General features: G+C 44.7%; 24 protein-coding genes. 13 read left to right on the top strand and 11 right to left on the bottom strand.

The window, feature by feature from the left end; translation table 11 throughout:
- Positions 1–120: 120 nt before the first annotated feature.
- Positions 121–990: a LysR family transcriptional regulator gene (locus AB4180_RS20415; protein ID WP_009846245.1), complete on the bottom strand. Its 870-nt coding sequence runs from the start codon at positions 988–990 to the stop codon at positions 121–123.
- A gap of 320 nt (positions 991–1,310) precedes the next feature.
- On the bottom strand, positions 1,311–2,948 hold the full coding sequence (locus AB4180_RS20410) for a methyl-accepting chemotaxis protein (RefSeq protein ID WP_029223899.1): 1,638 nt from the start codon (positions 2,946–2,948) through the stop codon (positions 1,311–1,313).
- A 258-nt stretch (positions 2,949–3,206) separates the two neighbouring features.
- Between AB4180_RS20410 and AB4180_RS20405 the strand changes: the two genes are divergently transcribed.
- Complete coding sequence (locus AB4180_RS20405) at positions 3,207–3,632, top strand: DUF3010 family protein (RefSeq protein ID WP_009846243.1); 426 nt, start codon at positions 3,207–3,209, stop codon at positions 3,630–3,632.
- Positions 3,633–3,897: 265 nt separating this feature from the next.
- Here AB4180_RS20405 and AB4180_RS20400 read toward each other — a convergent pair whose 3' ends face one another.
- Complete coding sequence (locus AB4180_RS20400) at positions 3,898–4,797, bottom strand: DMT family transporter (RefSeq protein WP_102250180.1); 900 nt, start codon at positions 4,795–4,797, stop codon at positions 3,898–3,900.
- A 122-nt stretch (positions 4,798–4,919) separates the two neighbouring features.
- Between AB4180_RS20400 and AB4180_RS20395 the strand changes: the two genes are divergently transcribed.
- Entirely contained in the window at positions 4,920–6,350 is a 1,431-nt protein-coding gene (locus tag AB4180_RS20395; protein WP_102250181.1) for a PLP-dependent aminotransferase family protein, read from the top strand.
- A 251-nt stretch (positions 6,351–6,601) separates the two neighbouring features.
- Positions 6,602–7,765 (top strand): amino acid permease, encoded by a 1,164-nt coding sequence (locus AB4180_RS20390; RefSeq protein ID WP_032555114.1) that lies wholly within the window; start codon positions 6,602–6,604, stop codon positions 7,763–7,765.
- A 152-nt stretch (positions 7,766–7,917) separates the two neighbouring features.
- Here AB4180_RS20390 and AB4180_RS20385 read toward each other — a convergent pair whose 3' ends face one another.
- Positions 7,918–8,355 (bottom strand): MarR family winged helix-turn-helix transcriptional regulator, encoded by a 438-nt coding sequence (locus tag AB4180_RS20385; protein WP_198592269.1) that lies wholly within the window; start codon positions 8,353–8,355, stop codon positions 7,918–7,920.
- 127 nt (positions 8,356–8,482) lie between these two features.
- Between AB4180_RS20385 and AB4180_RS20380 the strand changes: the two genes are divergently transcribed.
- Entirely contained in the window at positions 8,483–8,905 is a 423-nt protein-coding gene (locus AB4180_RS20380) for an organic hydroperoxide resistance protein (RefSeq protein ID WP_009846238.1), read from the top strand.
- Positions 8,906–9,019: 114 nt separating this feature from the next.
- On the opposite strand, the gene AB4180_RS20375 is transcribed toward AB4180_RS20380, so the two are convergent.
- Complete coding sequence (locus AB4180_RS20375; protein ID WP_102250183.1) at positions 9,020–10,999, bottom strand: methyl-accepting chemotaxis protein; 1,980 nt, start codon at positions 10,997–10,999, stop codon at positions 9,020–9,022.
- A 424-nt stretch (positions 11,000–11,423) separates the two neighbouring features.
- Here AB4180_RS20375 and AB4180_RS20370 point away from each other — a divergent pair, with 424 nt between their 5' ends.
- Both AB4180_RS20370 and AB4180_RS20365 read left to right on the top strand, forming a co-directional pair.
- On the top strand, positions 11,424–11,597 hold the full coding sequence (locus AB4180_RS20370) for a hypothetical protein (RefSeq protein ID WP_198592270.1): 174 nt from the start codon (positions 11,424–11,426) through the stop codon (positions 11,595–11,597).
- Positions 11,598–11,724: 127 nt separating this feature from the next.
- Entirely contained in the window at positions 11,725–12,309 is a 585-nt protein-coding gene (locus tag AB4180_RS20365; protein WP_102250184.1) for a TetR/AcrR family transcriptional regulator, read from the top strand.
- Between the two features lie 111 nt (positions 12,310–12,420).
- Here AB4180_RS20365 and AB4180_RS20360 read toward each other — a convergent pair whose 3' ends face one another.
- Complete coding sequence (locus AB4180_RS20360; protein ID WP_102250372.1) at positions 12,421–14,286, bottom strand: fructose-specific PTS transporter subunit EIIC; 1,866 nt, start codon at positions 14,284–14,286, stop codon at positions 12,421–12,423.
- Between the two features lie 243 nt (positions 14,287–14,529).
- Here AB4180_RS20360 and AB4180_RS20355 point away from each other — a divergent pair, with 243 nt between their 5' ends.
- Both AB4180_RS20355 and AB4180_RS20350 read left to right on the top strand, forming a co-directional pair.
- Positions 14,530–14,832 (top strand): PTS fructose transporter subunit IIB, encoded by a 303-nt coding sequence (locus tag AB4180_RS20355; protein ID WP_009846233.1) that lies wholly within the window; start codon positions 14,530–14,532, stop codon positions 14,830–14,832.
- Between the two features lie 7 nt (positions 14,833–14,839).
- A complete protein-coding gene (locus AB4180_RS20350) occupies positions 14,840–15,613 on the top strand; it encodes a PTS sugar transporter subunit IIA (protein ID WP_102250371.1) in 774 nt (257 codons plus the stop codon).
- Between the two features lie 63 nt (positions 15,614–15,676).
- Here the strand turns inward: AB4180_RS20350 and AB4180_RS20345 are convergent, their stop codons facing one another.
- A complete protein-coding gene (locus AB4180_RS20345) occupies positions 15,677–16,516 on the bottom strand; it encodes a helix-turn-helix transcriptional regulator (RefSeq protein ID WP_029223612.1) in 840 nt (279 codons plus the stop codon).
- A gap of 378 nt (positions 16,517–16,894) precedes the next feature.
- Here AB4180_RS20345 and AB4180_RS20340 point away from each other — a divergent pair, with 378 nt between their 5' ends.
- From AB4180_RS20340 to AB4180_RS20325, 4 genes are all read left to right on the top strand, one after another.
- A complete protein-coding gene (locus AB4180_RS20340) occupies positions 16,895–18,799 on the top strand; it encodes a fructose-specific PTS transporter subunit EIIC (protein WP_102250370.1) in 1,905 nt (634 codons plus the stop codon).
- Between the two features lie 130 nt (positions 18,800–18,929).
- Positions 18,930–20,147 (top strand): mannose-6-phosphate isomerase, class I, encoded by a 1,218-nt coding sequence (gene manA, locus AB4180_RS20335; RefSeq protein WP_102250369.1) that lies wholly within the window; start codon positions 18,930–18,932, stop codon positions 20,145–20,147.
- Positions 20,148–20,423: 276 nt separating this feature from the next.
- Entirely contained in the window at positions 20,424–20,864 is a 441-nt protein-coding gene (locus AB4180_RS20330; protein WP_016787567.1) for a PTS sugar transporter subunit IIA, read from the top strand.
- A 13-nt stretch (positions 20,865–20,877) separates the two neighbouring features.
- Positions 20,878–22,290, top strand: a complete 1,413-nt coding sequence (locus tag AB4180_RS20325) for a fructose-specific PTS transporter subunit EIIC (protein WP_017097643.1) — start codon at positions 20,878–20,880, stop codon at positions 22,288–22,290.
- Positions 22,291–22,385: 95 nt separating this feature from the next.
- Here AB4180_RS20325 and AB4180_RS20320 read toward each other — a convergent pair whose 3' ends face one another.
- On the bottom strand, positions 22,386–24,011 hold the full coding sequence (locus AB4180_RS20320; protein ID WP_029223896.1) for an ABC transporter substrate-binding protein: 1,626 nt from the start codon (positions 24,009–24,011) through the stop codon (positions 22,386–22,388).
- 174 nt (positions 24,012–24,185) lie between these two features.
- Between AB4180_RS20320 and mpaA the strand changes: the two genes are divergently transcribed.
- A complete protein-coding gene (mpaA, locus tag AB4180_RS20315) occupies positions 24,186–24,896 on the top strand; it encodes a murein tripeptide amidase MpaA (RefSeq protein WP_017097641.1) in 711 nt (236 codons plus the stop codon).
- A gap of 184 nt (positions 24,897–25,080) precedes the next feature.
- Here the strand turns inward: mpaA and AB4180_RS20310 are convergent, their stop codons facing one another.
- The 3 genes from AB4180_RS20310 to AB4180_RS20300 all read right to left on the bottom strand — a co-directional run bounded on the left by AB4180_RS20310 (position 25,081) and on the right by AB4180_RS20300 (position 26,247).
- The gene (locus AB4180_RS20310; protein ID WP_017097640.1) at positions 25,081–25,350 is read right to left on the bottom strand and encodes a hypothetical protein; all 270 of its coding nucleotides are present in this window, start codon (positions 25,348–25,350) and stop codon (positions 25,081–25,083) included.
- Positions 25,350–25,652, bottom strand: coding sequence for a hypothetical protein (locus AB4180_RS20305; RefSeq protein ID WP_241816776.1), 303 nt, complete (start codon positions 25,650–25,652; stop codon positions 25,350–25,352). Before AB4180_RS20305 ends, AB4180_RS20310 begins: the two co-directional genes overlap by 1 nt.
- Positions 25,653–26,016: 364 nt before the next feature.
- A complete protein-coding gene (locus tag AB4180_RS20300) occupies positions 26,017–26,247 on the bottom strand; it encodes a hypothetical protein (protein WP_017097638.1) in 231 nt (76 codons plus the stop codon).
- Between the last annotated feature and the right edge of the window lie 244 nt (positions 26,248–26,491).

The raw sequence follows: 26,491 nt of genomic DNA, 5'->3' as shown, positions 1-26,491 counted from the left end.
TGCTTAATGCTTAATGCTTAGTGCTTAGCAAGTAAAAGCTATAGAACATCAATAAAAATGGGCTTCAGAATCTTTGTTCTGAAGCCCATTTTCTTGTCCATAGTGTCTTGCCAGACAGAACTAGTCTAATTGCTCAGACAAGAAGTCGACTAACAAGCGAACCTTTGAAGACAAATTACGGTTCTGTGGGTAAAGCGCCCAAATCCCCTCTTTATCGTCTCGGTAATCAGATAACACCTCAACCAATTCGCCAGACTCAAGATCTTCACTCACGTAATATTCTGGTAGCTGCACTAAGCCAATACTCTGTTTCGCTGCGTCTTGTAAGGCTAAGCCACTGTTACATTTAATGCGTCCATTAACCCGAACTGAGCGAGGTCGCCCATTTTCTTTAAAACGCCAATGCTCAAAGCCGCCGACTAAACATTGATGATTACTCAACTCAGAGAGCGTATGCGGTTCACCGTAACGTTCAATATATTCAGGGCTGGCGCACACGTAGAGTTGGCGTTGAGACAGCTTCTTTGCCACAAGGCTCGAATCTTCTAAGCGACCAAGACGAATAGCGACATCGACACCCGAATCAATAAGGTCGAGCTTTTGATTGGTCAACATCAGCTCAAGTTCGACTTGTGGGTGGAGCTTTAAGAACTGATGAAGTATTGGGGCGAGTTGACGCTCACCATAAGTCACAGGTGCCGTTACTTTCAGTAAACCTTTTGGCGTGGATTGCATCTGCGTGACGGCTAACTCAGCAATTTCTAAACCCTCGACCAACAACTTACATTGCTGATAATAGAGTTGCCCAGCCTCTGTTAGAGAAACCTTACGAGTCGTTCGATTGAGTAGTTTTACTGCGAGGCGTTCCTCGAGATTTGCCACTCTACGACTGATTTGAGCCACTGACGTAGCGAGTTTCTGTGCGGCACCAGTAAAGCTTTCGCGCTCTGCCACTGCAACAAACTCACTTACCCCTTCCCAATTGGCCATGCCTCTACCCTATTTTGAACTATGGTTACCCATACAGTGTATTGAAGATATAGATCGGTGTCACCTAGCTTAATATACGCCGTGCACATACAAAGGCCTTCATTGAAGCTAATATCGCATTCCCCACAAGGCTCCTATTGACCCAATCTACAAAGCTCGGACCGACCTTGTATTACAAATACTATTATCAAAAAATACTCGTATCCAAAAAGAAAGCCCGCACTCATTGAGTACGGGCCTTATTATTGTCTATTACAGATGCGTGAGGGTTAAAACTAGAAACGATTAGCCACTCACTTTTGCCTGTTCAGTCTCAAAGATTACACTTCAAACTGAGAAACTAGGCTATCAAGTGCTTCACACTGTTCTGCTAGTGAGATGCATGCGTTCTCTGCATTGTTTGCCATCTCAACCATTTTCATTGTGCTTTCCGCGATACGTTGAACATTCTGGTTCACTTCTTCAGACACCTGAGACTGCTGAGAAGCCGCTGTTGCGATTTGCGTATTCATCTCATTCATCTTGCCGATTGAGTTACGAATCTCGCTCAATGATGAAGCTGCAGTGCCCGCTTGAACAATGGTTTTCTCGCCACTTGCCTTGCTTTCTGTCATCACGCCAACGGCATGTTTAGCGCCAACTTCTAAGCGTTCAATCATTGATTGGATTTCACCCGTACTGTCTTGAGTTTTGCTCGCAAGCGCACGGACTTCATCAGCAACTACCGCAAAACCACGACCTTGTTCACCAGCACGCGCTGCTTCAATCGCCGCATTCAATGCCAATAGATTGGTTTGCTCTGCAATGCCTTTGATCACGCCAAGAATAGAAGCAATGTTCTTCACATCAGTATCCAATTCCTGAACCACACCACCTGCATTCTCGATATCTTGTGCAAGGCGTTCAATTGAAGTTACGGTTAGACCCAAAGTGCTGTCTGCTGATTCCACTTCATTGTTCGCAACGTTACTTGCGGTTGCCGCATCTAATGCGTTACCGCTTACCGTTTCACTGGTCGCTTGCATTTCATGAACAGCAGCCGCGACGACTTCACTTTCTTTCTGTTGATTCGAAGAAAATTCAGCCACATTCTGCGTTATTGATTTGATGTTTTCCATCTCTGCACGTACGGCATTTGATGTCAGAATCACTTGTTCAACAGTGGTATGTATCTTACTAACAAACTTGTTAAACGCTGAACTTAAACGAGCAATCTCATCAGAACCTTCAACTTTCATTCGCTGAGCCAAGTTACCGTCACCCGATGCGATTTCATTCATCGCTTTCTCTACGCTCTGAATCGGCTGAACGATAAAACGGTTCGATAACCACATCGAAAACAAAGCCGCAAGTACCGCCACGGCCATACCTACTTCGATGATCAGCTTACTTTCTTCAATCGAGTCATTAGCTTGCTGGCGAAGCTCTTTTTGTTTTACTGCAATCAGCTCTCTAATATAGCCGAGTTGATCGTGAATGATCGAAAACTCAGCGTCTAATGCTGGCGAGTAATCTATGTTGTATTGAAGAGCATTGGCAGGATCTGCAAACATTGGTTCATGCAATGCTACCCACTTTTTCATCGCCTTTACCAGTTTCGCTAGCTCGTCTTGAGAAGATGAGTCTAAGACACCTGCGGTATATAGAGTTTGGACACTCTCAAAGCGTGGAACGGCTTTGTAAGCGTTGTCTTTGAATTCGAATTGTTGATATTCAATTGCCTTTTGATCTTTCGCAAGCAACAGGCCTTGGGCAGATGCAATGACTTGATAGATATCTCGGTACCCATCTTCTAGGTTGTCGAGAACCGGTTGAACCACATTATTGAGCTCATGGTTAATCGCTGCTTGCGCGTTAGATTTAATCACGTTAAGCACAGTAACAGTTGAGAAAACAATCACGATAACCATTAGAGGGATCGCAATTTTACTCTTAATAGAAAGGTTTTTGATATTCATAGAGGGTTTATAACCACACATTAAATAGGGACGCGCGCATAATATACAGTATCGATAAAAAAGCCAGCTATAGTTTTGTGAATCTCATCGCATATAAAACTAGACGATGAAATCGAGTGCTTCGCATTTAACCGGACGTCAACCTGAAAAAGTTAAAGTGGACAATATTGAATTTATTTACCTTAGACATGTTCTATTACTGGAGAAGTCATCGAAATAACACCATAATATAGGGCTCTAAAATAAGTAGGTAAGAACATGAAAATTTGTGGTGTTGAAATCAAAGGTAACGATGCAGTCATCTGTCTTCTATCTCTATCAGACGGTGTATTTAACATTCCTGATTGCCGAGTTTCTAAAGTTGCGATTAGTGACGCAAACGACACACAGAATATGAAAGATTTTCAATTTTCTTTTGCAAAGTTAATGGAAGATTACCAAGTAGAAAAAGTGGTAATTCGTCAACGCCAAACTAAAGGCAAATTTGCTGGCGGTGGCTTCGGCTTCAAACTAGAAGCGGCAATTCAGTTGATCGACGGCCTAGACGTAACCGTTGTATCTCCGAATGAAATCAAAGAAAGCCTTAAGCGCAACCCTCTTATGATGAAGTTCAAAGAAACAGGCCTTAAGCAGTACCAAGAAGCACCGTTTACCACGGCTTACGCTTGTTTAATGCAGCGCTAATCAATAGTCGCTAGCCAATATTGATACAGAAAGAGCCTGAATATTCAGGCTCTTTTTTGTTTCTAGCAATCTACTTCAAGTCGAGTTATACCAATCACAGTAAGTAAGTGTTCAAAAATAGCGTAGGAAAAAAGCTTGAGAACAAGGCTGCATTTTTCGATAAGTAGTTATTCTACAATCAAAAATTCTAACGAAGTTATCGAGATTTTTAACAAGCTAGGGTGACCAGTTAGTTACTACGATTGGTATAATTTTGGTAGACACATTACCTCTCTAATGCTGTTCGTCTACGGAACTTAATCAACTCAGGCTTTTTCACCACCAGATAAACAGCGGTTGCTGACAACGCGAAGCCTATTGCGCCATAAATGTCGAATGACTCTCCAAAAATGAGCCACGCTTGAATGGCTGTTGTGGGTGGAACTAAGTAAAACACCGATGCCACACTTGAAGAAGCGCCATGCTCTACCATGTAAAGCAGCAATAGAATAGCAATGCACGATAAAACAATCACTAGCCAAGCCAGAGTCAACGTGAACTCAATAGTCCAGTTCACCTGCATAGTTTCGTAGCGCATTGCAAAAGGTAAGAACAATGCTGCTGCTGCCAAGTACTGCACCATCGCGCCACCGACCATATCTGTACCCTGACAAAAGCGCTTCTGATACAAAGTACCGACCGTAATACCCACCAAAGAAACCAAACACAACAAAGTTGCCGTGACTTTTTGGTCATCTGACTGCCACTCAATATTGCCCATCAGCACCAAGCTAATACCTGCGAAACCAAGAGCTAAACCTAACCATTGTGCGACGTTAAAACGCTGCGAGGTACAGCTGATCATTATCAATGCCGTCAGAATCGGTTGTAAGCCAACAAGCAGAGAACTCAACCCGGCAGGCATACCCATATCAATCGCGAGATAAGTGCCACCAAGGTAGAAGCCATGAATCAAGATACCCACCACACAAGCGTGGAAAAATGCTCGACCACGAGGAATACGACGCTTAAGGATTGAAATCAAAACCAAGAATAGCGCCACGTTGGCTACCATCCTAAGTGAAAGTAACGTTGCGGGTTCAGCGTATTCAACACCAAGACGGGCGCCAACAAAGCCTGACGACCACAATAGTACAAACACAAACGGAATCATTTTAATCAGCATTACAAACCTCTGGTAAACTCTTCATCAATGCTGTTACCTTAGTTGGGTACAGATAACTAATAAAGATACAGATATAACACTTTAAATGGTTACAGATTAAGTGTGAGTAACAAGGGGGAAACATGGAAGCAGAACTCAGCGGCAATAAATATCTCGCGATAGAACAACATATTAAGGCTCAGATCGATAAAGGGCTCTTTCACCCAGACGACCGCTTGCCTTCCATTCGTCAACTCAGCGAACAACTCGGAGTGAGCAAAAACACCGTGATTCGCGCCTACCAAGAACTGGAAGCGACAGGCTGGGTTTATTCTGTGCCTAAATCAGGCTATCGTGTGAAAGCACCGAACACCACCATCTGGGATGCACCGAGCCAGCCTCAAAAAGTCGATCTGTTGTCGGTCACCAAATCTGTACTCTCCCGTCCGAAAGGTCGCTTGAAACTGCTTGCTGGTTCAGCACACCCGAATATCAACAACCCGGCTATTCGTAGCTTGTATGCCGAAATCGGTCGCCATAGCCGTTTGCAAACTCAGCTTCCCGGTTATTACCAATTACCTCCCGGTGATGATCAATTAGTAAAGCAGTTGTTAAAGATCACCCATGATCTAGGCGTACCTGCGGGATCGAATGAAATTGCAATTACACATGGTGCTCAACAGGCGATCAGTCTGGCTTTACGTGCATTAACCAAACCGGGAGACATCGTGGCGGTCGAGTCGCCCTGTTACTTCGGCAATCTGCTTTTACTTGAATCGCTTGGCTTGCAAGCACTAGAAATTCCAAGCAGTGTTAGCCACGGCATTGATATTCCATCACTACAAAGTTCGTTGAACAAATGGCAAGTAAAAACCTTACTGCTAACACCAAACTTTACCAATCCAACGGGTTCACGAATGCCATTGGCTAACCGAAAGGCATTACTGGATATCTCCGGATCTTTACCGATTATCGAAGACGATGTATTCGGTAGCTTGGCATTCGACACACCCATTGCCAGCCTCAAAGAGCTTGATAACCAAGATCGAGTCATTTACGTCAACTCTTTGTCCAAGACCTTAGATTCTCGCTTGCGTATTGGCTGGTTACTCTCAGGTCGTTACCAAGCTCAAGTTGAAAAATACCTGTTATGCGACAACATGGGCAGCTCCAACTTAATGCAATCAGCGGTTGGGCACTTCCTCACTACGGGGAAATATCGAAGTCATTTGTCTAAGATGAAGCGACTCTACCAAGTCAATCAAAAGCAATTCCAAAGCCTGTTAATACAAGCGCTTGATGGCTATGAACACCTTGTTGGCCGCTACCATCTGTCAAAGCCTGAGGGATCTTTTTTAAACTGGATCACGTTACCTGAATCGGTCGATAGCTACGCGATTTATCAAGATTGTTTGAAGCACAAATTGGGAATATTACCTGGCACAGTCTTTGGGACAAACGATCAATATAAACACTGCTTGCGCTTCACGGTAGCGAACATCGAAGAGAATAAAGAGTGGAAAGAAGGGGTTGTGACACTAGCGAAAATAATCGCGAAGCATACTTCTTTCTAATCGAATATTTCTGACTGCTAGATCATTCAACAATGAATAAACGTTAACTAAAACAACCAATACAATCACCAAGAAAATGCGTCAAACGCTCACAGATAATACTCCGAAATACCTTTGTAAGTTTTTTAGAAAAATTCAAAAATAATTAGAATTTAACCCCTAACTTTACTGAGTATTTTGTTAGTCTTGGAAACAATTATTTACAATCCAAACAAAAATTAATTGGATCGCTAGAGGTTGTTTTTTTGAATATGAAATTATTCGGCAGTTCCCTAATCCTTTCGGGAACTGCATTAGGGGCTGGCATGCTTGCTATTCCCATGGTGTTGGCCCAGTTTGGCTTCATGATCAGCTCAGTGCTGATGCTACTTATCTTTATCGGCACCACTTACTCTGCACTCCTACTGGCAGAAGCGTGTACCAAAACGAAAGACAACAGTGGCATGAGCAGTGTTGCTTACCTAACTCTGGGCAGCAAAGGTAAACACTTTATCAATGCACTCTTTTACTTGCTGCTGGTATGCATGCTGATCGCCTATATCTTGGGTGTTGGCGACATCATTCATAAGCTATTGCTCGACGTCGGCGTAGACATCTCTGCATCCGCTGCTTATACCGTTTTCAGCCTATTGATGGGTGTGATTGTAGTCGCGGGTAAGTCTTATATCGATAAATTAAACCGTGGTCTATTCATCATGATGGTGGTGATGCTCTTCATTGTTATTGCCTCTCTGTTTAGTAATATCCGTCTAGATTACCTAACTCAAACTAGCCAATACACGGCCAATGACGTGGTGCAGTACAGCGCGGTTATCTTTACTAGTTTTGCCTCTATGGTGGTGATCCCGTCACTGGTTATCTACAACCGCGAAGCGACTCAAAAGCAGATCCGCAATATGATTCTGCTGGGCTCGGTGATTCCACTAATCTGCTACCTAACTTGGTTGTTCGCGATTATCGGTAACCTTGGTACAGACGCGATCAGCCAGTTCCACAACATTTCAGAACTGATCTCTGCGTTTAGCGGACAATCTGCTTGGTTAAAAGTCGTGATTGCGCTGTTCTCAGCGCTGGCACTGGTGACTTCTTTCCTTGGTGTATCCATGGCGTTGTATGACCAAAACAAAGACGCAGTCACCAACAACAAAGCATTAGCTTATGCTCTGACCTTTGTATTGCCTTTGGTATTAGCAGAGCTGTTCGCAAGCCAGTTCGTGAGCATGCTGGACTATGCAGGCATGGTGTTGGTGTTCCTAGCTATCTGGGGACCACTCGCAATGGTGGTTAAGGTTCGTAGGCCTGACTTCCCTCACCTACAAACCGAAGGCAGCTATACAGCAGCCGGTGGCGATACGGCACTGATGGCAACATTCGGTTTTGGTGCGTTGATTTTTATCTCTTGGTTTATGGGGTAAATCCCAATTGAATAGACTATCTGTTGCCATTTAGAAGGCAGCAGATACAAAAAGCCCGTTAGTCTTACTCGAATTAGCGATCGCAACTCATTAACAGTAGGGCTAACGGGCTTTCTTATTTTCTGATTACCATGGCCAAAAACTAAAAGTGCTTACTTGGTCAAATTGCCAAGCAACTGCTCACACTGTGCTTTTAGCGATTTAAGCTCATCTTCATTCATCTGAGAAAGACACCGCATTTCTACTGGCACGGTCTGCGCTTGCTCTTTGAGCTCTACCCCTGCAGGCGTCAGTGTAATAACTCGAACTCGTTCATCTTCAGCACTGCGAGTTCTAAGCACGTAACCTTTCGTTTCCAAGCGCTTGAGTAAAGGCGTCAACGTACCTGAATCCAAATGCGTTTTTGCGCCTAGGGCTTTGACATTTATCTCTTTTTCTTCCCACAGCACCATCATCACAATGTACTGCAAGTAAGTAAGGTCAAGCGCTTTCAGTAAAGGTTGATACGCTCTACTCATTGCATTCGATGCACTATACAGCGCAAAACACACCTGATTATCCAGTTTTAGATAGTCATCTTGGTCGCTCATGATCACCTCACCAATAAATTAAATTGTGCACAATATACTTGCGCGCTCGAATTTTATCAATTAAGCTAGCTTTAAAATTAAGTTGCACGCAATCTAATTTTGCACAACTCAAACAAGGACTAAGACAATGACAACACTCTACACAACTTCTGCTACAGCTACTGCAGGTCGTAACGGCCAAGTTTCTACTGATGACAACCTGCTTTCAGTGGCGTTGAGCTACCCTAAAGAGATGGGCGGAACAGGTGAAGCGACCAACCCTGAGCAACTGTTTGCTGCGGGCTACTCTGCGTGTTTCTCAAATGCTCTACTTCATGTAGCTAAAGAGATGAAAATCAAAATCGCATCGGCGCCAACGACTGCAACAGTCGGTATTGGACCAAATGAAAACGGTGGCTTTGCTTTAACTGTTGCTCTATCGATTGAACTGGATCTAGAGCAAGAACAAGCTGTGACCCTTGTGAAAACGGCACACCAAGTTTGCCCTTACTCAAATGCGGTTCGCGGCAACATTGATGTGAAATTGTCGGTTAACGGACAAGCGGTTTAGCGGTTTCATCTCCCTCCCCAAGAAAACAAAAAGAAAAAGTACCCCGCTAAAAAAATGTCCCGCACTAGGCGGGACATTTTTTATATGCGATAGAAAGCTTCTAGCTCTGAGTTGCTAACTCTTAAACGTATTCGAGAGCTCTTTCAGCGATGTTGCCAACTCAGCCTGCTCTTTCGCTGTTGCAGCAATTTGCGTTGCGCCTGTCGTAGATTCTGTCGACTTCTGCTCTACCGCGACAACGTTCTGAGCAATATCTTGAGTCACTACTGCTTGCTCTTCAGTTGCGGTTGCGATCTGCTCTGCCATGCTGAATATTTCGCTCACAGCCCCTGAAATATCTTGCAGGGTCTGTTCTACTCCTCGTGAGTCTTCAACCGCTCTTGAAGACATCTTCTTGCTGTTATCAATCACATTGAACGCTGTTTGCACGTCAGATTGTAGCGAGTTAATGAAGCCTTCAATTTCCGAAGTGGACTGTTGCGTACGCTGAGCCAAAGTACGAACTTCATCGGCTACGACAGCAAAACCACGACCTTGTTCACCAGCTCGAGCGGCTTCAATCGCTGCATTTAACGCTAACAAATTGGTTTGTTCGGCAACGGATTTAATCACATCAATCACACTGTTAATGTTGTTGCTACTTTCGTGTAGATGAGTGATTTTTTCAGCGAGGCCGTTAATCTCAGAAGCTAAGGTTTCTATCGACTCATAGGATTGTTGGACCGTGCTTAAACCTTGCTGTGATTGTTCATCAGCGATCTTCGCTGAGCTTGCCGTTTGCTGTGTTTTAGCCGCGACTTCATTCACCGTCGCTGATAGCTCTTCTGTTGCTGTCGCAATCAAGCCAATCTGGTCTTGCTGTTCAACTAAGGTGCTTGAGTTGTATTGGCAAGTTTGCGCCGTCTCTTCTGCTGCTGAAGCAAGTGTCAGGCTAGATTGAGATAGGTTATCGATAACTTGAGAAAACTTCTCTAATGTTTCATTAAGCGACGATGAGATTTGACCCAGCTCACTATTACCTTCGTAAGTCGCACGAACGGTTAAGTCATTGTCATTTCGGACTTTAGAAAGTACTCGCGTTAGATCTTTAACTCGAGTCGTTAAATCAGTAATGGCTTTGAAGCTAACAAAAGTTGCGAACAAAGTGATCACAACAAACATCACAATGCTGCCCATCATTGCTGATTGAGCTTGCTGAGTTTTCTGATCCGTCAGTGTAATAAGAGACTCTGCTAACTGATTTTCAGTCTTCTTCAGCTGAACAATTCGTGCCGTCGATTGAGCAAACCAATAAACAGGATCGACATCAAAACCACTCATTTTCGATTCAGCCACATCACGAAGTTTTTCCACTTCAGCCACCGAGCGATCATTCAGTTGTTGTTTAAAGAAATCAACGTTATCTGGGTTACCAAAAACTTCAAAGTTCGCAAAATATGTATTTTGCTCGGTTACCAAAGAGATGAATTTAACCAGCATACCCGGGCCAAATTCATTTTTAGAAAAGGTGTTGTTGAGAACCGCACGTTCGATACCCGCACGCTCCTTGCCTTGTAGAAAGTTATAGTAGGCGATGGTTTCTGTCGTGATGGTAGCATCAGTACTTAGCTCAGCAATTAATGCAGATACACTCAATAACTTAGCATTAAGTTTGGTGTAGTAGCCTAATGCTTCAGAAAGCGGAATTGATTGAGAATCCACTCTATTGCGAATCGAAGTAATTTGGTTGAGACTTTGGCTGATTTCAGTATTCAGACGCGCGATCTGCGATAAGCCGATTTCTTCAGACTGCCAGTACTCGGTTCTTTGATTGCGTTTGCTGTCTGCGTTAATTCTTTGTGCTTTTAGCTCACTGCCAAACTTGTTTCCCTGTGAGCCAATAAAGCCAGCCGTCATACCACGCTCTTTCTGTAACTCGTGCACCAACTCACTGTACACAACCGACAAACGCGTAAGTTGGTTTAATGACGACATTTCACTGGTGGTTTCTACGCCTTTTGAAATGGCAGAAACACTAAGCCATAAAAACCCTAAGATCGGTAAGATAAGCAAAGCGATGATTTTTTGCTTAAATGACATATCGGTTAAATTCATTATTATTTCCCTAACAACTAACAAATCTTCTCAGTCATCGAATTAGGCTTCCTTCTAACGGGTGCGCCTTAATTGTGACTCTATAATTATTCAAGCTGACCCATGTAAACCATGACCTAACCACACAATTCAGCGCAGAGGACGTTAACATTTAACCTTATAAAATTCATTGATTTATGAATAAAACTGTTAACTATCTGACTTAACCAGACGAAAAATACGTGTAACAACAACTCTCTGACGCAGTGACTAAAAATTGACACACCTTGCATAATCATAAAGTGGTAGATCAGCACTCACTGTGTAACCCTTACCAAGCTGTTCACTCATGATCATCTATATATTCAGTCTCAAATATGTATACTGCCGAGCTTATTAAGTAGCAGCTCGCAGCAAATATGTGACAATAACTGAGAGATATTTTATGGATTGTCCCGCTTGCGAAGAGCAAATCGGTTGGGAATGGGTTGAAGAGGAAGCAATAGAACCGAATGAAGAATTCGATTGCCCAGAGTGCGAAGAAACGCTGATGTATACCATCGATGAAGGCACCTATTATGGCGCGCAACACAAGACCGTTGAAGTTGTCGATGGTTAGAGTTTTTTATTACCGATTGATGCTCTCGATCTTTGCGAGATTGCCAGATTAACCAGACACTCCTTTACTAGAACGAACGTTCATCTTAAAATATTGAACATATGTTCAGATTAATGAAGCAGATGTTATGGCCAAGACAGCGAAGTTCGATAGACAAGACGTAGTAGATAAAGCGACTAACCTGTATTGGGAAAAAGGCTTTCACGCGACTTCTATGCGCAATCTACAGGACGTGATTGATATGCGTCCGGGCAGCATCTACGCTGCTTTTGGCAGCAAAGAAGGCTTGTTTAAAGAAACATTAGCTCGTTATACCGAACTCGGCATTCTCAACCTGAACCGCTTACGCAGCGAAACCGACTCTCCAATCAAAGCACTAGAAAACTTCGTAAAACGTGCCGTTGTCGAATCGAAACAAAGCGCGCCTAACGGCATGTGTATGCTGGCTAAAACAGTAGCTGAACTGACGGATGAGCACGCTGAATTATTAGAAGAAGCCAAGAAATCACTCAAAATCATGGAAAGCGAGTTCGCCAAACTGATTGCCGAAGCGCAAGAACTTGGTGAGATCAGCAAAGAACGCGAACCTACTCAACTTGCTCGCCACGTTCAGGTTCAAATTGCAGGGCTACGCACTTATGCAAAAACCTGCGATGACATAGAACTACTCAACTCAATGGTTGAAGACATCTTCAAGTACCACCCTTTTTAGCAACTGAGCGTATATAGGCTCAGATCTACAAAAAGACGCCCAAGTATTACTACTAATACTTGGGCGTCTTTTTATTTATTGCTTTTCAGCCAATCTTAAAGCCGATGGCTTTTATACTTTCCTCATAATCAACGCCTGCGCATTAAGCATCGCTTCCTTAGTACTGACATCTAAGGTTTTCACGTTCGCAAAGCGTTCGATCTCTTTAATTGCCACATCATGAGCAAAAATCACCAACCTTGCCCGCTCAATGTCTTTCTGTGTAATGCGATTGCCGATTCCGTTGGCCCCCTGCGTTTCGACTTTAATCCGAACCCCAAGATGATGAGCCGCCTTTTCCAAAGACTTAGCCGCAAGAAACGTATGAGCGACACCAGATGGACACGAAGTGATCGCCAATACATCCGCTTGTCCTTCTTCCGTTATCGAGCCACCCGTAAACTGATTAGAACTTGCTTCACCTTCGACCACGTTCTTTTTCAGTAGTATCACGATCAGAGCCGTCGTCAGTGCTCCTGCTAATGTCCCGACGATATAGCCAATTTTGCCATCAACCACCGGCAACACTATCCAGCCGCCCCATGGTGCATGGTTGATGACATGGAACATAAAGCCAACCACATTACCAACAATTCCACCAGCAACAACAGCGGGCAGAACTCGCGCAGGGTCGGCGGCAGCAAAAGGAATCGCGCCTTCACTGATGCCGATCATTCCCATGATACCGGCGGCTTTACCCGCTTCACGCTCGTCTCTTTTAAATTTCTTAGGTGATATGAAAGTTGCAAGAGCCATACCTAATGGTGGCGTACAAATGGCAATACCGACGCCGCCCATTAGCCAAGGTTGAGTGTTCACCTGCGTTTGAGCAAACAGCGTCGCCACTTTGTTGATTGGGCCGCCCATATCAAAGGCCGTCATCGCCCCTAAAATACTGCCTAGCACCACTTTTCCTGAGCCTGCCATGCCAGTCAGCATTTGGTTCATCTCTAGCATCACTTGGGCAATAGGAGAACCAATCACCCACATCACCGCACCACAGGTAACAAAGGTGCCGACTAGTGGATAGATGAAGATCGAGCTCAGCGAGATCATGCTGTCTGGCAGCTTGATCTTCTTAAGTAGATTAACCACAAAGCCCGCGAAGAAACCGACCACTATCGCACCGAGGAATCCGGTGTTGTATTGATTGACCGCGACCCAAGAGCCGATCATTCCGGGCGCTAAACCCGGTTTGTCAGCCATCGAATACGCGATGTAACCACCGAGTACCGCAGTAAACAGGGTTAACCCCGCGATGCCCATCTGTGCAATGTCAGCCAGAACACCGCTCTCAGGCACTGCGCCATGACCCGACATCATTACCGACAGAGACAACAGAACCCCACCCGCGACCACGAATGGGATCATGTGCGAAGTACCGTACAACAAGTGTTCTTTAAGACGATTAAGAGATTGTGCCCAAGGGCTTAATGGTTCGCTGTAAACTTCATGATGACTAGAAGCGTAGCTATCGAAAGATTCAGAATTCGCTTCGAGAAACAGCTCTTGAGCTTCCTCGACCGACTCTACCGCCTTTAATTTTGTAACAAAACCATCTTCGATCAATCGAGTTGAGATCTGAGCCAGAACCTCAATATGATGATCATCGCTATTGTCTGGCGACGCGAGCATAAAAAACACATCCGACAGTTCGCCGCCGTCTGCGCCATAATCGATACCCGTTCGACTAATACCTACCGCCACAGCAGGTTTGGCAACGGCGGTACTTTTCGCATGTGGAATCGCAATACCATCATCAAAGCCCGTATTACCAATGGCCTCACGCTTCCAGATATCATCAAGGAACTCACTTTTATTGGAGAGCTTACCTGCGCGGTCAAGCAGTTCGACAAGCTCTTCAAATACCGCCTGTTTAGAGTCTGCCTTTAAATCCAGACAGATAATCTCCGGCTCTATAATGTCAGTGATGTCCATGTGCTGCCTCGTCCGAGTACCAATTTAAGTAAATGAGATAAAGAGGTTAATAATATGAAAAGACTAACGAGGCAAGGCCGCTCGATATATAGGACGAAAGGTGCATTAACTGGATAATTGTAACCAAGAAGCAAGAGTGTGACGTTCACCTTTGAATTAAAAACGGGAATCCATAAACTTCCTAGATTCAGATAGTCCCATCGATCCAAGTAAACTGTCGATCTAAGCACACCGAGAATAATAATGAGAATTGTAGCGGTAACTGCGTGCCCTACAGGCATTGCGCACACCTATATGGCAGCTGATGCACTAAATAAAACAGCCCCAAAATTCAATGTTTCAATCAAGGTTGAGACTCAAGGCGCTATGGGGATTGAAAACTTACTGACAGGCCAGGATATTACCCTCGCAGACAAAGTGTTGATCGTCTCTGATATCGACATCGAACAACCAAGCCGATTTGACCCCGCGAAAACCGTCTTCATTCCAATGGAAGAGGTGTTATTGAGTGTCGATAAAGTCTTTATCAAGCATTGTCGAACTTAAACCTTTCATGAATGAATATCAGATCACCTTCTTCGTTGACGATCCTGCCGCGAACTCACACGTCGCGCAGCCGTTGACTCGTTTAGCGAAGAAGTTCAAAAGCAACATCCGCATTATCAACATCACTCAAAATCGAACCGCTGATCTCTCCAAATCTGTCGCGATGTTACAAGTGGGTTTACTCCGGGGGGATTTATGCCAGATAACCGCAGTAGGTATTGATGCTGAACTCGCATGTTTTGTAATAAAAGACGTGATTGCTGAGCACTACACCATGGTTGGCTCACAAGTGAATCATGAGTTCTCGAACGACTTGATCCAGCGTATGCCTCAGATATGCCCGCCTTGTGACATCAAGTGGCACCACGCTAAGGCGCAAACTCAACTGACAAAATTTGAGTGCTTGAAAGGGCTCGCTCACCTCGTTTATCCAGAAGATCCAGATGAGCTGATTTTGGCTTTCATTAAGCGAGAAGAACGCTCTTCAACCTGCGTGTCACCAGGGATCGCGCTGCCCCATGTGATGTTTGAATCTACTCAAGATCTCTCGATCGCGGTCATCGTCAGTGACAACCCGATTGACTGGGCATCTCAAATTGGCCAAGTACACGTTGCTATCGCTTTAGTACTGCCAACCAAGCCGCAACATGAACACATTGTGGCGGCTACCAACCTAACTAGAAACCTACTTCACGATCAGGTCAACGAGCGTTTGCAAAAGACTCGAAGCAGTGTCGATTTACAAGCCTTGTTGATGTATATCTCATCTCGCCTGCTGTAAGGCTACTCACTCCAAAAGACGACTCAACAAAAAAATACGCTCCGACTTAAAAAGACGGCTTAACTAAATAGAACCACGATATTCAGTCGGCGTTCTTCCGGTGCGATTCTTAAATACTCGACAGAAGTAGTTCACATCCTTAAAACCGCAACGTACAGCCACTTCATTGAGCTTGAAGTTGTACTTCTTGAGCATGAATTTGGCGCGGTCGACACGAACCCGGGTAATGTACTCTGCTAGCGTCATGTGGCCTTGTTGACGGAACATTCGCGACAAGTGATTGGATGAAATGCTAAAGCGCGAGGCAATGCTGTCTCGGGTGATCTGGCGGTGGAAGTTCTCTTGAATGTAGATACAAATCCCTTGATACACATCCTGTACTCGGCTATGAGATTTTTCTACGGGCGCTTCCAGCATGGTTTTACTGTATTGCAGTAGAGCTTGCAGCAATAACTCGTCCATCGGCTGCTTGTTACTCTCTCTCGCTAACGAGCTAAGCGCCTCCAAAATATTATCAATCGCAAAACCAGAGCGAGTCTGAATACTGTGCTTTTGAATATCGTAAAAGCTCTCCTCGCCTTTGCGCTTGCTCACCAAGCTTAAACCAAGCTGACGACGACCAAACAACATGCTCAACACCGAGCAGTCTGTATCCCAGTTAGGTTTATTCCAACAGTTGGGTGGGATGAAAATCGCGTCTCCGGCTTTGGCAATAACGTTAGTGATCTTACGATCATGACTCTCCATTTCATTAATATACTCTCCGTCTAGCACTAGCTCTAAGCGCGGAAAGTTCACCTGATAACTGCACGCTGAAGGCGTGTGAAAATCTCCAGCAAACCAGATGTTATGAAACGGTTCTCGCTCATTTAATACAGACGAGATTAGGTCATGAAATATCATTATTCGAACTCTAGTGGGCAGCAATAAGGCTACGGGAATAGATATACCCCTTAGTGAAACATAGCGCTATTGAGCAAAATCACAATTTGAGATCTAGGTTACAAAAATCTAGTCACGGAAATAAATTTCCAGTAACAAAACTGACCTAGCACGTTCCTGCCCTGATAAACAAATACGCTACAGCCCTTATAAATAAAAGCCTCAACACATCTTTAACTCTGTCAACATCGTCCTAAAAGCGACCACTCGACCGATCAAAATCACACTCCACTCATAACGCAACAATCATCCAGTAAATGCATTTTTTCTTCACTACAGAAGGTAAGCCGTAGATTCCAGAATACCCCTAACAAAATAAAAACAGAGTAGGGGTTCATTATGATCACGACATTGATCAATCAAGATTTGATTAAGCTTTCGCTTAGCGCTAATTCAAAAGAAGACGTATTTAAAGAGCTGATAGACGTGCTTTACACACAAGGCCGAATTTCAGACAAAGTACAGTTTCTTGCCGACATTAAGACGAGAGAAGAACAAGGTAATACCGGATTTGAAGAAGGCATTGCCCTACCACATGCGAAAAGCAGCGCGGTGATCAAACCCGCGGTTGTTATCGGCGTCCACAAGCAGGGTATCGAGTACGGCGCCGATGACGGCCAACCATCAAAACTCTTCTTCATGATTGCGTCTCCAGATGGCGGCGATGATCACCACATCGAAGTATTGGCAGAGCTTTCTTCAAAACTGATTGAAGAAGGCTTTATCGAAAGCTTCATGAATGCTCAATCTGAACAAGAAGCATTAGAACTACTGCTTACCAAACCTGAGCCTTCAGAAGCGGAAACCAACGTTAAGAAACAAGGTTTCATCATTGGTGTCACTGGCTGCCCAGCTGGCGTTGCACACACTTATTTGGCCGCTGAAGCACTAGAGAAAGGCGCAGCGGCTCTTGGCTACGACATCAAGGTCGAAACTAACGGTTCTATTGGTGTTAAAAACAGCCCGACTCAAGAAGAGATCGAACGTGCAGACGCGATTGTCGTGGCTTGTGATAAACAGGTCGACATGGCTCGCTTTGCCGGAAAACGTGTCATTAGCACCAACGTAAAAGCGCCAATCAAAGATGCGCAAGGCTTGATTAAGCAAGCTCTTAATGCACCTAGTTACCAAGCTGAACAAACGCCGACCAACCAATCTGTTGTAGAAAAAGCCTCACAAGCGCGTTCAGACCTTTATCGTTACTTGATGAATGGCGTATCTCACATGATCCCATTCGTGGTGACTGGCGGCCTTTTGATTGCCCTAGCACTAGCCATTGGCGGTGAGCCAAGTGAATCAGGCATGGCGATTCCTGCTGGCAGCATGTGGAACCAAATTCTAGAAGTCGGTGTGGTTGCCTTCACATTGATGATCCCAATCTTGGCGGGCTACATTGCTTACGCGATTGCTGACCGCCCTGCTCTAACCCCAGGTTTGATTGGCGGTTGGATTGCCAACAACGGTTCTTTCTACGGCGCTGACGCAGGTACAGGCTTCATCGGCGCAATCATTGCCGGTCTATTGGTCGGCTACTTCGTTAAATGGATTACCTCGTTTAACTACCACAAATTCGTTCAACCGCTTGTGCCTATCATGATCGCTCCGATCACTGGCTCTTTGTTCATCGCAGGTCTGTTCATTTTTGTTATCGGCGCACCTATCGCTGGGCTGATGGATGCGCTTACAGCACTACTAACGAGCATGAGCACAGGTAACGTGGTTCTACTAGGCATCGTATTGGGTGGTATGGCTGGCTTTGATATGGGTGGCCCGTTCAACAAGGTGGCGTTCCTATTCTCAGTCGGCATGATTGCCAGCGGTCAAACTCAGTTCATGGGTGCAATGGCGTGTGCTATTCCTGTGGCTCCACTAGGCATGGCTATCGCAACCAGACTTGGCCGCAAGTTCGACCTATTCGAATCTTCTGAGATTGAAGCGGGTAAAGCAGCGGGCGCAATGGGCTTGGTAGGTATCTCTGAAGGTGCGATTCCTTTCGCAGCTCAAGATCCAATGTCAGTTATCCCTGCCAACGTACTGGGTTCAATGACGGCTGCGGTAATGGCGTTCTCATTCGGTATCACCAACAGCGTTGCGCACGGTGGTCCAGTAGTCGCTCTACTTGGCGCTATGAACTACCCAATGCTGGCACTGCTGTGCATGGCATCTGGCGCGGGCGTAACTGCGGTTACTTGTATCGCGCTTAAAAATCTACGCAAAGCCAAGTTAACAACAGCAGCGGCTTAAGCCATTTCAACTCCAATGGCTTGAGCCCTTCTACTCTGCTTCTTTAGTCGCTAATACTTTAGTTGCTAGTTTTTTACTAATGAATAAGTCGAGTAGAGCTCAAGCCATGTTTCCCTTCATGGTGATTTCGATGTCTGATTTTTCTTTAGCGAACGACTCGTTCGTACAACGCTTTTTTTATCCTATGACCAACGTGATTCAAAACTACGCGTGGGGTAGCCCTTCTTCGTTCAGCCAACTGTTTGGTATTGATAACCAATCTGGAGAGCCGCAAGCGGAGATCTGGATGGGGGCTCACCCGAATGGTTGTTCGATGGTCACCGACAATGGTCAGCAAACCACATTGTCGAACCTGATTTCGAAGAACCTAAGCCTGTTTCTAAGCGAAAAAGTAGCAAGTCGTTTTGGTGAGCTGCCATATCTATTCAAGGTGTTAGCAGCGGAGAAAGCGCTATCGGTGCAAGTTCACCCGAACAAGCAACAAGCGGAATCTGGCTACGCTCTTGAAGAGCAGCAAGGCATTCCGATGACAGCGGGTAACCGCAACTACAAGGATCCCAACCACAAGCCAGAGCTGGTATATGCATTAACCGACTACACCGCGATGAATGGCTTTAGGTCGATCAACGAGATCCTTGAGCACTTCCATTACCTCGATATTCCTGAGCTGCATTCGATGGTCAATGACCTAGCGGGCGACCAAACTCCCAATGGATTAGCGAGCTTCTTCGCGAGCTTATTGTCTTTACAAGGCGAACAAAAAGGCATGGCGCTGACTATGTTACTGATGAAGGCCAAGCTTTCAGATACACCTGTGTTTCAGTTGATTTCAGAACTGGAAGCTCAATACCCGGGTGATGTCGGCTTGTTCGCTCCACTGCTATTGAACGTGATCACCCTAAAGCCGGGGCAAGCCATGTATCTGGATGCAGAAACGCCCCACGCCTACATCAAAGGAACTGGATTAGAGATAATGGCGAACTCTGACAACGTACTCCGCGCAGGGTTGACGCCTAAGTACATGGATATCAATGAATTAGTCTCTTGTACTCAATTCAATGAAAAGCCTGCGGATAGATTACTGCTCAGCCCGATAGAGCAAGGTGATGTGATGGAATACCAAATTCCGGTCGAAGATTTTAAGTTCTCTATCGTGCAAAACTCAAATCAGCGACAGATCACTACCGAAGGTGCCGAGATCCTATTGCCGCTTGACGAATCTATGGTACTCACTCACCAATGTGGCGAAACCTGCGTGATAGAGAAAGGCCAGTCGGTGTTCATTCCGGCTTACGCAGAGAGCTACAAACTCGATTGCGTTGGACGTGTCGCGCGAGCTTACAGCTAGCTCTACAAAGTAAATCTAGCTCTCCCGAGTAAATACAAACACTGATCATGCCCTGCTTTGCGGGGCATTTTTGTTTCTGACGAAGCTTATTAGCGTGTCAAAAACATAATCAAGATGCCATCAAATATGACCCATCTCACACTGCATTAATGATGCAAATCACACTTAATTTTGCTGGATACAAATGTACAGTGAAGGGCTTTTATTTGCTATTTCGCGAATCGGGTTAATCCATTAATTTTAATTCAAGAACTTCAATAGTGAATGAGTTAATAAATGATCACACAGCTAACCAACGTCAACTTAATTAATAACAACCTTCAAGCGAATAATAAAAAAGAACTGTTTGAAGAATTGGCAGGCATGTTATTTGAAAACAACCGAATCAGTAATAAAGAAGCCTTCTTGGCAGACATCGAAATTCGTGAATCTCAAAGCATCACTTCTATGGACGGCATCGCTTACCCACACTCAAAAAGCAAGGCTGTCACTGAGCCGGCAATCGCTGTCGGTGTTAAGCGTGAAGGCATTGAGTATGGCGATGAAGACGGCATCAACCCAACCGTATTTTTTATGATCGCATCACCAGACAACGGTGCTGACCATCATATTTATGTACTACAAGAACTGTTTGGAAAATTCAGCGATGAATTTATCCAGAATATCCATAACGCAAAAGATGAACATCAAATCCTTAATATTTTAATTAATTCATAAGGCGTAGAAAATTATGAGTACCCTAGCAAATCAAGCTACCAATACTAGCAATAAAAATAGTAGTAGCGACTATAAAAAAATCCTCAGTACCATGAAAGGCCATCTGCTTTTCGGTACATCACACATGCTGCCTTTCATCGTAGCCGGTGGTGTTCTATTGGCTTTAGCGGTAATGGCATCAGGCAAAGGTGCTGTACCTGCAGACGGCCTGCTAGCAGACATCTCTAATATCGGTATCAAAGGCCTTGTTCTTTTCCCAATCATTCTTGGCGGCTTTATTGGTTACTCAATTGCAGATAAACCAGCACTGGCACCTGCGATGATCTCTTCTGGCATCATGGCTGACATGGGCGGCGGCTTCCTTGGTTGTATCGTGGCTGGCTTTATCGCCGGTGGCGTGGTGTTCCAACTTAAGAAAATCCCACTTTCTACCAACATGACTGCGCTAGGTGCTTACTTTATCTACCCGCTTCTAGGCACGTTAATCTCTGCCGGCATCGTACTGTGGGGCATTGGTGAGCCAATCAAACTGTTCATGTCTTCAATGAACGAGTTCCTAGCTTCAATGGCTGGCGCGTCTAAGATGGTTCTGGGCACAATCCTTGGTGGTATGACGGCGTTTGATATGGGCGGCCCTATCAACAAAGTCGCGACTCTATTTGCTCAAACTCAAGTAGACACTCAACCTTGGTTAATGGGCGGTGTAGGCATCGCGATTTGTACACCACCTCTAGGTATGGCATTGGCGACTTTCCTATTCAAAAACAAGTTCTCTAAACAGGAGCAAGAAGCAGGTAAAGCAGCAGCAATCATGGGTTCTATCGGTATCTCTGAAGGTGCTATCCCATTCGCAGCGAATGACCCAATGCGCGTACTTCCTTCAATCGTTGCCGGTGGTATCGTGGGCTGTGTATTCGGCTTCATGACAGACGTTCTACTACACGCACCTTGGGGCGGCCTAATCACAGCACCAGTATCAAGTAACATTCCAATGTACGTGGTCGGTATTGCGCTAGGTTCACTAACTACGGCGGTTATCGTTGGCTTCTGGAAGCCAGTAGCGGTTGAAACAGAAGAAGACATGGTTGAAGCGCCAGTACAAGCTCAAACAGCTCCTGTAGCAGGCGAAGGCGAGTACGACATCGTAGCCGTAACATGTTGCCCTTCTGGTGTTGCACACACCTTCATGGCAGCGAAAGCACTGGAAAAAGCAGGCTTGGCAGCAGGCCTTAAGATTAAGGTAGAAACTCAAGGTCAAAACGGTATTCAGAACCGCATCAGCGACCTAGATGTAGCGAACGCGAGACTGGTTATCTTGGCTCACGATATTCAAGTGAAAGACGCTCACCGCTTTGCTAACGCGAACGTGATTGAGTGTTCAACCAAGGAAGCGATGAAGAAAGCCGCGGACATGGTGGCTATTTAAAGCCTGAAACAAGTTAGAAGATAAAATTACTACCCCCTACCCCATTCGCCTTGTCAGCGAATGGGGATTTATATTTATATAATGTTCAAAGCTTTTTACTGCTTGATATAAAGATCCTTAGAATAGATGCGGCCTTCAACGTTATTCTTCGCAAAGCCGCCAACACTTGGTCGCACTAGACGAGCCTGCATGTAGTAGTAGATTGGCGCGATCGGCATATCTTCAGCCAGTAACTGCTCCGCTTGGTCATAGAAACCTTGGCGTTCTTGCTCATTAGTTGCAGCCAATGCGCTATCCATTGCTGAGTCGTACTTGTCGTTGTTGTAACGAGCAAAGTTACCTGAAGATTCAGAACGCAGAAGGCTTAAGAAGGTCGACGCTTCATTGTAATCACCACACCAAGACGCTCGCATCACATCAAAATCACCTTGTCGACGTGACACTAAGTAAGACTTCCACTCTTGGTTTTCCAACTCAACTTGCGCGCCTAGATTGCTTTTCAGCATAGATGCAATCGCCACCGCAATCGACTTATTCGATTCACTGGTGTTGTAAAGCAATTTAAAATCTAGCGGGTTAGAAGCATCGTATCCGGCTTCTTTCAGCAACTCTTTCGCCTTTTGGTCACGGTCCCTTTGAATCCATGTACTGTACTCAGGTTGAGTGGCATCAAAACCTGCCGTGTATTCATGAGCAAAGGTATAAGCTGGTAAGTTACCTACTTGAGTCACTCCATTAGTAATCACATTGCGCATCATGGAATAAGACACCGCTTTACGCACTCGCGCATCATCAAACGGAGGGCGCGTGGTATTGAACGCGTAATAGTAAGTACACAATAAAGGTACCGCTGTATACGCGTCTTGATATTTCATTTTTAGCTGCTGCGCCATGTGTGTCGGCACATCAGACGTAATATCGACCTCGCCCACCGCATAGCGATTAATCGACGCATTCTGGTTCTCAAACGGAATGTAAGTCACTTGGGTTAAGTGCGTATCTGAACTGTCCCAATAGTTAGGGTTCTTCTCCAGTTCAATGCGTTCGTTCACCACCCACTCGCCTAAAACAAACGCACCATTGCCAACAAACTGCTTCGGATCGCTCCACGGCTTATCGCTGTTTTCTAGCGTTGCCTTGTGAACGGGCATCATTGAAGTGTGGCCTGTCATCGCCACAAAGTATGGAACTTTGCTATCGAGTTCGAACTTCACCGTGTGCTTATCAACCGCCGAGATACCGAGCTCTTCAACAGGCTTCTTACCTTCTGCCACATCAGCGATATTTTTGATTTGAGTTAGCTTGAGATACCACACATTTGGCGAAGCAAGCTTTGGGTCGACCGCGCGTCTTATCGCATACACGAAATCATCGGCTGTCACCGGATCGCCATTCGACCATTTCGCGTCTTTACGCAGGTGGAATACAAACGTCTGGTTGTCTTCGGTTTCCCAAGATTCCGCGACACCTGGAGTGATGTTGCCATCGCGGTCTTGGATCACTAAACCTTCAAACAGGTCACGTAGAATGTGCATTTCAGGCAAGCCTTCTGCCTTTGCCGGATCGAGTGTCGCAGCTTCTGCATCATTGGCTCGCACCAAATGTTGGTCTTTTGCCAGTGAAACACCAGCAGGTAAGGTTTCAGCAACGGCAGTCACTGAGATAAAAGGGGTCAATAAAGATGAAATGAGTAAAGCCGTTGAATGTTTCTTAAAATCCATGTTTTTTTGCTCTCCTAGCCTATCTTTGAAGCAAAGTAATAAAATTAACAATGCGACGGTTGACGAGTTTTGACGCTATGGTTTATTTAAAGGGGTTCATCTAATGGACTTAGTTAATGATTAATATAGCCAATAGTGAATACTTGATACTACTTGATCAATCAGGAGATTAAGGTGAGTTTAATTCCAAGAACGGAAAGAGCTGCGTTTTCGATAAAGCCGCTGTCATATGGAAAATCGGTGTTGGGTGCACCCTTACTCTACTTCCCCGCACAAATAGAAAGCGAATCTCGCGGGCTGATTTTAGCAGGCACACACGGCGATGAAACCGCTTCTATCGCAGGTTTGTCTTGCGCGCTAAGAAGCTTACCTGCTGCCAACTTACGACACGATGTAATCCTGTCGATGAACCCAGACGGCAACCAGCTTGGCACTCGCGCTAACGCAAATCAAGTCGATCTCAACCGCGCCTTTCCGACTAAAAACTGGACAGAAAACGGCACCGTCTATCGCTGGAGTTCTCACACCCCAGTCAGAGATGTAAAAGTAAAAACGGGGCAAGCCGATCTGCTTGAACCGGAAGTGCAGTCGCTCATCAACCTCATTGAGCAACGCCAACCCAAGTTCGTCATCTCTTTCCACGAACCACTCGCCATGGTCGATGACCCAGCTCAATCCGAACTCGCCTCTTGGTTAGGCAAGCAGTTCAACCTACCACTCGTAGAAGACGTTGATTACGAAACCCCAGGCTCATTCGGCACTTGGTGCCAAGAAAGAAACCTACCGTGTATTACCGTAGAGCTGCCGCCCGTTTCTGCGGATTTGACTATAGAGCAGTATTTGGATGCATTTTTGGCGGTGTTGGGGTATGAGGGGGTTGTTTAAAGATTTGTTTAAAGATTGCTAACTCATTTTTGGACAAGAACGAACCAGTGACTTCGCTAAATTAGCAAATCATAAATCAGTATAGATAATGTAAAATGAGCTATGACGAACAGTCTACTTGCGTTAGCCCGAAAGATAAATTTTTTTGGGCGCATTAAGTGACGTTAAGTTAGACAAATAATCATCATAATTGAGAGCCAAGTAAGAGCATTGCACCAGCTTGCTGTTGCCCTGAAAATGATTGCATTTTAGTAACATAAATGATCTTGCATTGCTCATTATTACTAAAAGTTACACCTCGACGCTCTAACTCTGCAAACGCAACGTCTCTATTCGCGTCATAAGCAGCCTCTGAACATAGCTTGGCGGTAGTCATATTTTCAGCAGATTTTGGAGTGAGAACACAGCCAGCCAACAACAAAGGCAATAAAAAAAAGATAAATCGAAACAACATTAGATCTCCGTAATCCTAATTTTTTCCACACTAGTGAAGATGACTTCAATATCTTTGCAAGTCGCCCATCCTTTTCCTTCGGTACTTAATTTATTCAGAAACTGAATAGCCTCCATTGGTTTTTTCGATAATTTTCCATCGAAAGATTGCAGTTCTCCATCATCTACAATTAACCATCGGCTTTTTTCCTTTTTAAGATTAATAAATATTGTTCCGTCAGGAAATGGGGGAAATGTATCAGCAAAAGATGCCCCAACACATACTGGACTAAAAGCCTTTTTTTGAAAAAATGATTCACTCATATCTCTTCCCTGTTTAATAAACGAGTTATTGATAATCAAAGTACAACAAAAAGGGGAGAAGGCAAGCATAAAAAAAGCAGCTCTAGCTTCAACCTCATTGGAAAACCTACGCATAATTTCTAAAGCACATGGATTAGATTAATTAGGTTTATTCTAGATCATTCAAGGATGTCGATTTGGCGGAGCTGAGAAACTTTGGGGTACTTTCGTGTTTGAAAGTGCTGACTGTATCGGTTCTGGACAGAAACGCGTTAGAGCTTAAGAGCTAACGCGCTCGATATAGATTAGAATTAATATCTTGAAACCATAAACGCTTGTTAGTTGCGAAACTTTACATTTCGTAGCTCAGTACCGATTATCAGGACTAATTCATGTTGTCTGGTGTATGAAGATTAGTGCCACAAACTGTGCACTTATAGTCACCTGTAGCTTCGCCCTCCATCAATGCACTGGCAACTGATGCAAAAAAGCCTGAGAAAAAACCTGCTGATTTCGACGCACTGGATTTTTTTGGTTGCGAGAAGCTTTCATATTTGTGGAGGGTGATCTCTTTGCAATTGCAACAGAACGCTTTCGTTTGCTCAGAACCGTACATTTTAACCAACCCGATTATTCATCTGTAGTTTTCACAACCTCAAAGCAACCAACGCTTTATAGGCGGAATTTTTTCTTTTTTACATTCCGTCTATGTTGCTGCCATATATTATGAAGCTCAACTGGTATTACCCTGTTATGTGAATCGGCATATGGTAATGGGGGCAAACTACGGAAAATTCCGTATAAGAGACCAAAGTACTGATTGATTAACTTGGTCTATCGGTGGGCTTTGTTGCGTAATT

The organism is Vibrio sp. 10N.286.49.C3, from assembly GCF_041469545.1.
In the GTDB taxonomy this organism is placed as follows: domain Bacteria; phylum Pseudomonadota; class Gammaproteobacteria; order Enterobacterales; family Vibrionaceae; genus Vibrio; species Vibrio tasmaniensis_A.
Note: the sequence above shows the minus strand (reverse complement) of the source record. Positions and strands in the feature narration are given on the sequence as shown.

What these genes read in the sequence shown, in the direction of transcription:
- AB4180_RS20415 (WP_009846245.1), bottom strand. Translation starts at nt 990, where the DNA reads ATGGCCAATTGGGAAGGGGTAAGTGAGTTTGTTGCAGTGGCAGAGCGC.
- AB4180_RS20410 (WP_029223899.1), bottom strand. Translation starts at nt 2,948, where the DNA reads ATGAATATCAAAAACCTTTCTATTAAGAGTAAAATTGCGATCCCTCTA.
- AB4180_RS20405 (WP_009846243.1), top strand. Translation starts at nt 3,207, where the DNA reads ATGAAAATTTGTGGTGTTGAAATCAAAGGTAACGATGCAGTCATCTGT.
- AB4180_RS20400 (WP_102250180.1), bottom strand. Translation starts at nt 4,797, where the DNA reads ATGCTGATTAAAATGATTCCGTTTGTGTTTGTACTATTGTGGTCGTCA.
- AB4180_RS20395 (WP_102250181.1), top strand. Translation starts at nt 4,920, where the DNA reads ATGGAAGCAGAACTCAGCGGCAATAAATATCTCGCGATAGAACAACAT.
- AB4180_RS20390 (WP_032555114.1), top strand. Translation starts at nt 6,602, where the DNA reads ATGAAATTATTCGGCAGTTCCCTAATCCTTTCGGGAACTGCATTAGGG.
- AB4180_RS20385 (WP_198592269.1), bottom strand. Translation starts at nt 8,355, where the DNA reads ATGAGCGACCAAGATGACTATCTAAAACTGGATAATCAGGTGTGTTTT.
- AB4180_RS20380 (WP_009846238.1), top strand. Translation starts at nt 8,483, where the DNA reads ATGACAACACTCTACACAACTTCTGCTACAGCTACTGCAGGTCGTAAC.
- AB4180_RS20375 (WP_102250183.1), bottom strand. Translation starts at nt 10,999, where the DNA reads ATGAATTTAACCGATATGTCATTTAAGCAAAAAATCATCGCTTTGCTT.
- AB4180_RS20370 (WP_198592270.1), top strand. Translation starts at nt 11,424, where the DNA reads ATGGATTGTCCCGCTTGCGAAGAGCAAATCGGTTGGGAATGGGTTGAA.
- AB4180_RS20365 (WP_102250184.1), top strand. Translation starts at nt 11,725, where the DNA reads ATGGCCAAGACAGCGAAGTTCGATAGACAAGACGTAGTAGATAAAGCG.
- AB4180_RS20360 (WP_102250372.1), bottom strand. Translation starts at nt 14,286, where the DNA reads ATGGACATCACTGACATTATAGAGCCGGAGATTATCTGTCTGGATTTA.
- AB4180_RS20355 (WP_009846233.1), top strand. Translation starts at nt 14,530, where the DNA reads ATGAGAATTGTAGCGGTAACTGCGTGCCCTACAGGCATTGCGCACACC.
- AB4180_RS20350 (WP_102250371.1), top strand. Translation starts at nt 14,840, where the DNA reads ATGAATGAATATCAGATCACCTTCTTCGTTGACGATCCTGCCGCGAAC.
- AB4180_RS20345 (WP_029223612.1), bottom strand. Translation starts at nt 16,516, where the DNA reads ATGATATTTCATGACCTAATCTCGTCTGTATTAAATGAGCGAGAACCG.
- AB4180_RS20340 (WP_102250370.1), top strand. Translation starts at nt 16,895, where the DNA reads ATGATCACGACATTGATCAATCAAGATTTGATTAAGCTTTCGCTTAGC.
- manA (WP_102250369.1), top strand. Translation starts at nt 18,930, where the DNA reads ATGTCTGATTTTTCTTTAGCGAACGACTCGTTCGTACAACGCTTTTTT.
- AB4180_RS20330 (WP_016787567.1), top strand. Translation starts at nt 20,424, where the DNA reads ATGATCACACAGCTAACCAACGTCAACTTAATTAATAACAACCTTCAA.
- AB4180_RS20325 (WP_017097643.1), top strand. Translation starts at nt 20,878, where the DNA reads ATGAGTACCCTAGCAAATCAAGCTACCAATACTAGCAATAAAAATAGT.
- AB4180_RS20320 (WP_029223896.1), bottom strand. Translation starts at nt 24,011, where the DNA reads ATGGATTTTAAGAAACATTCAACGGCTTTACTCATTTCATCTTTATTG.
- AB4180_RS20310 (WP_017097640.1), bottom strand. Translation starts at nt 25,350, where the DNA reads ATGTTGTTTCGATTTATCTTTTTTTTATTGCCTTTGTTGTTGGCTGGC.
- AB4180_RS20305 (WP_241816776.1), bottom strand. Translation starts at nt 25,652, where the DNA reads ATGAGTGAATCATTTTTTCAAAAAAAGGCTTTTAGTCCAGTATGTGTT.
- AB4180_RS20300 (WP_017097638.1), bottom strand. Translation starts at nt 26,247, where the DNA reads ATGTACGGTTCTGAGCAAACGAAAGCGTTCTGTTGCAATTGCAAAGAG.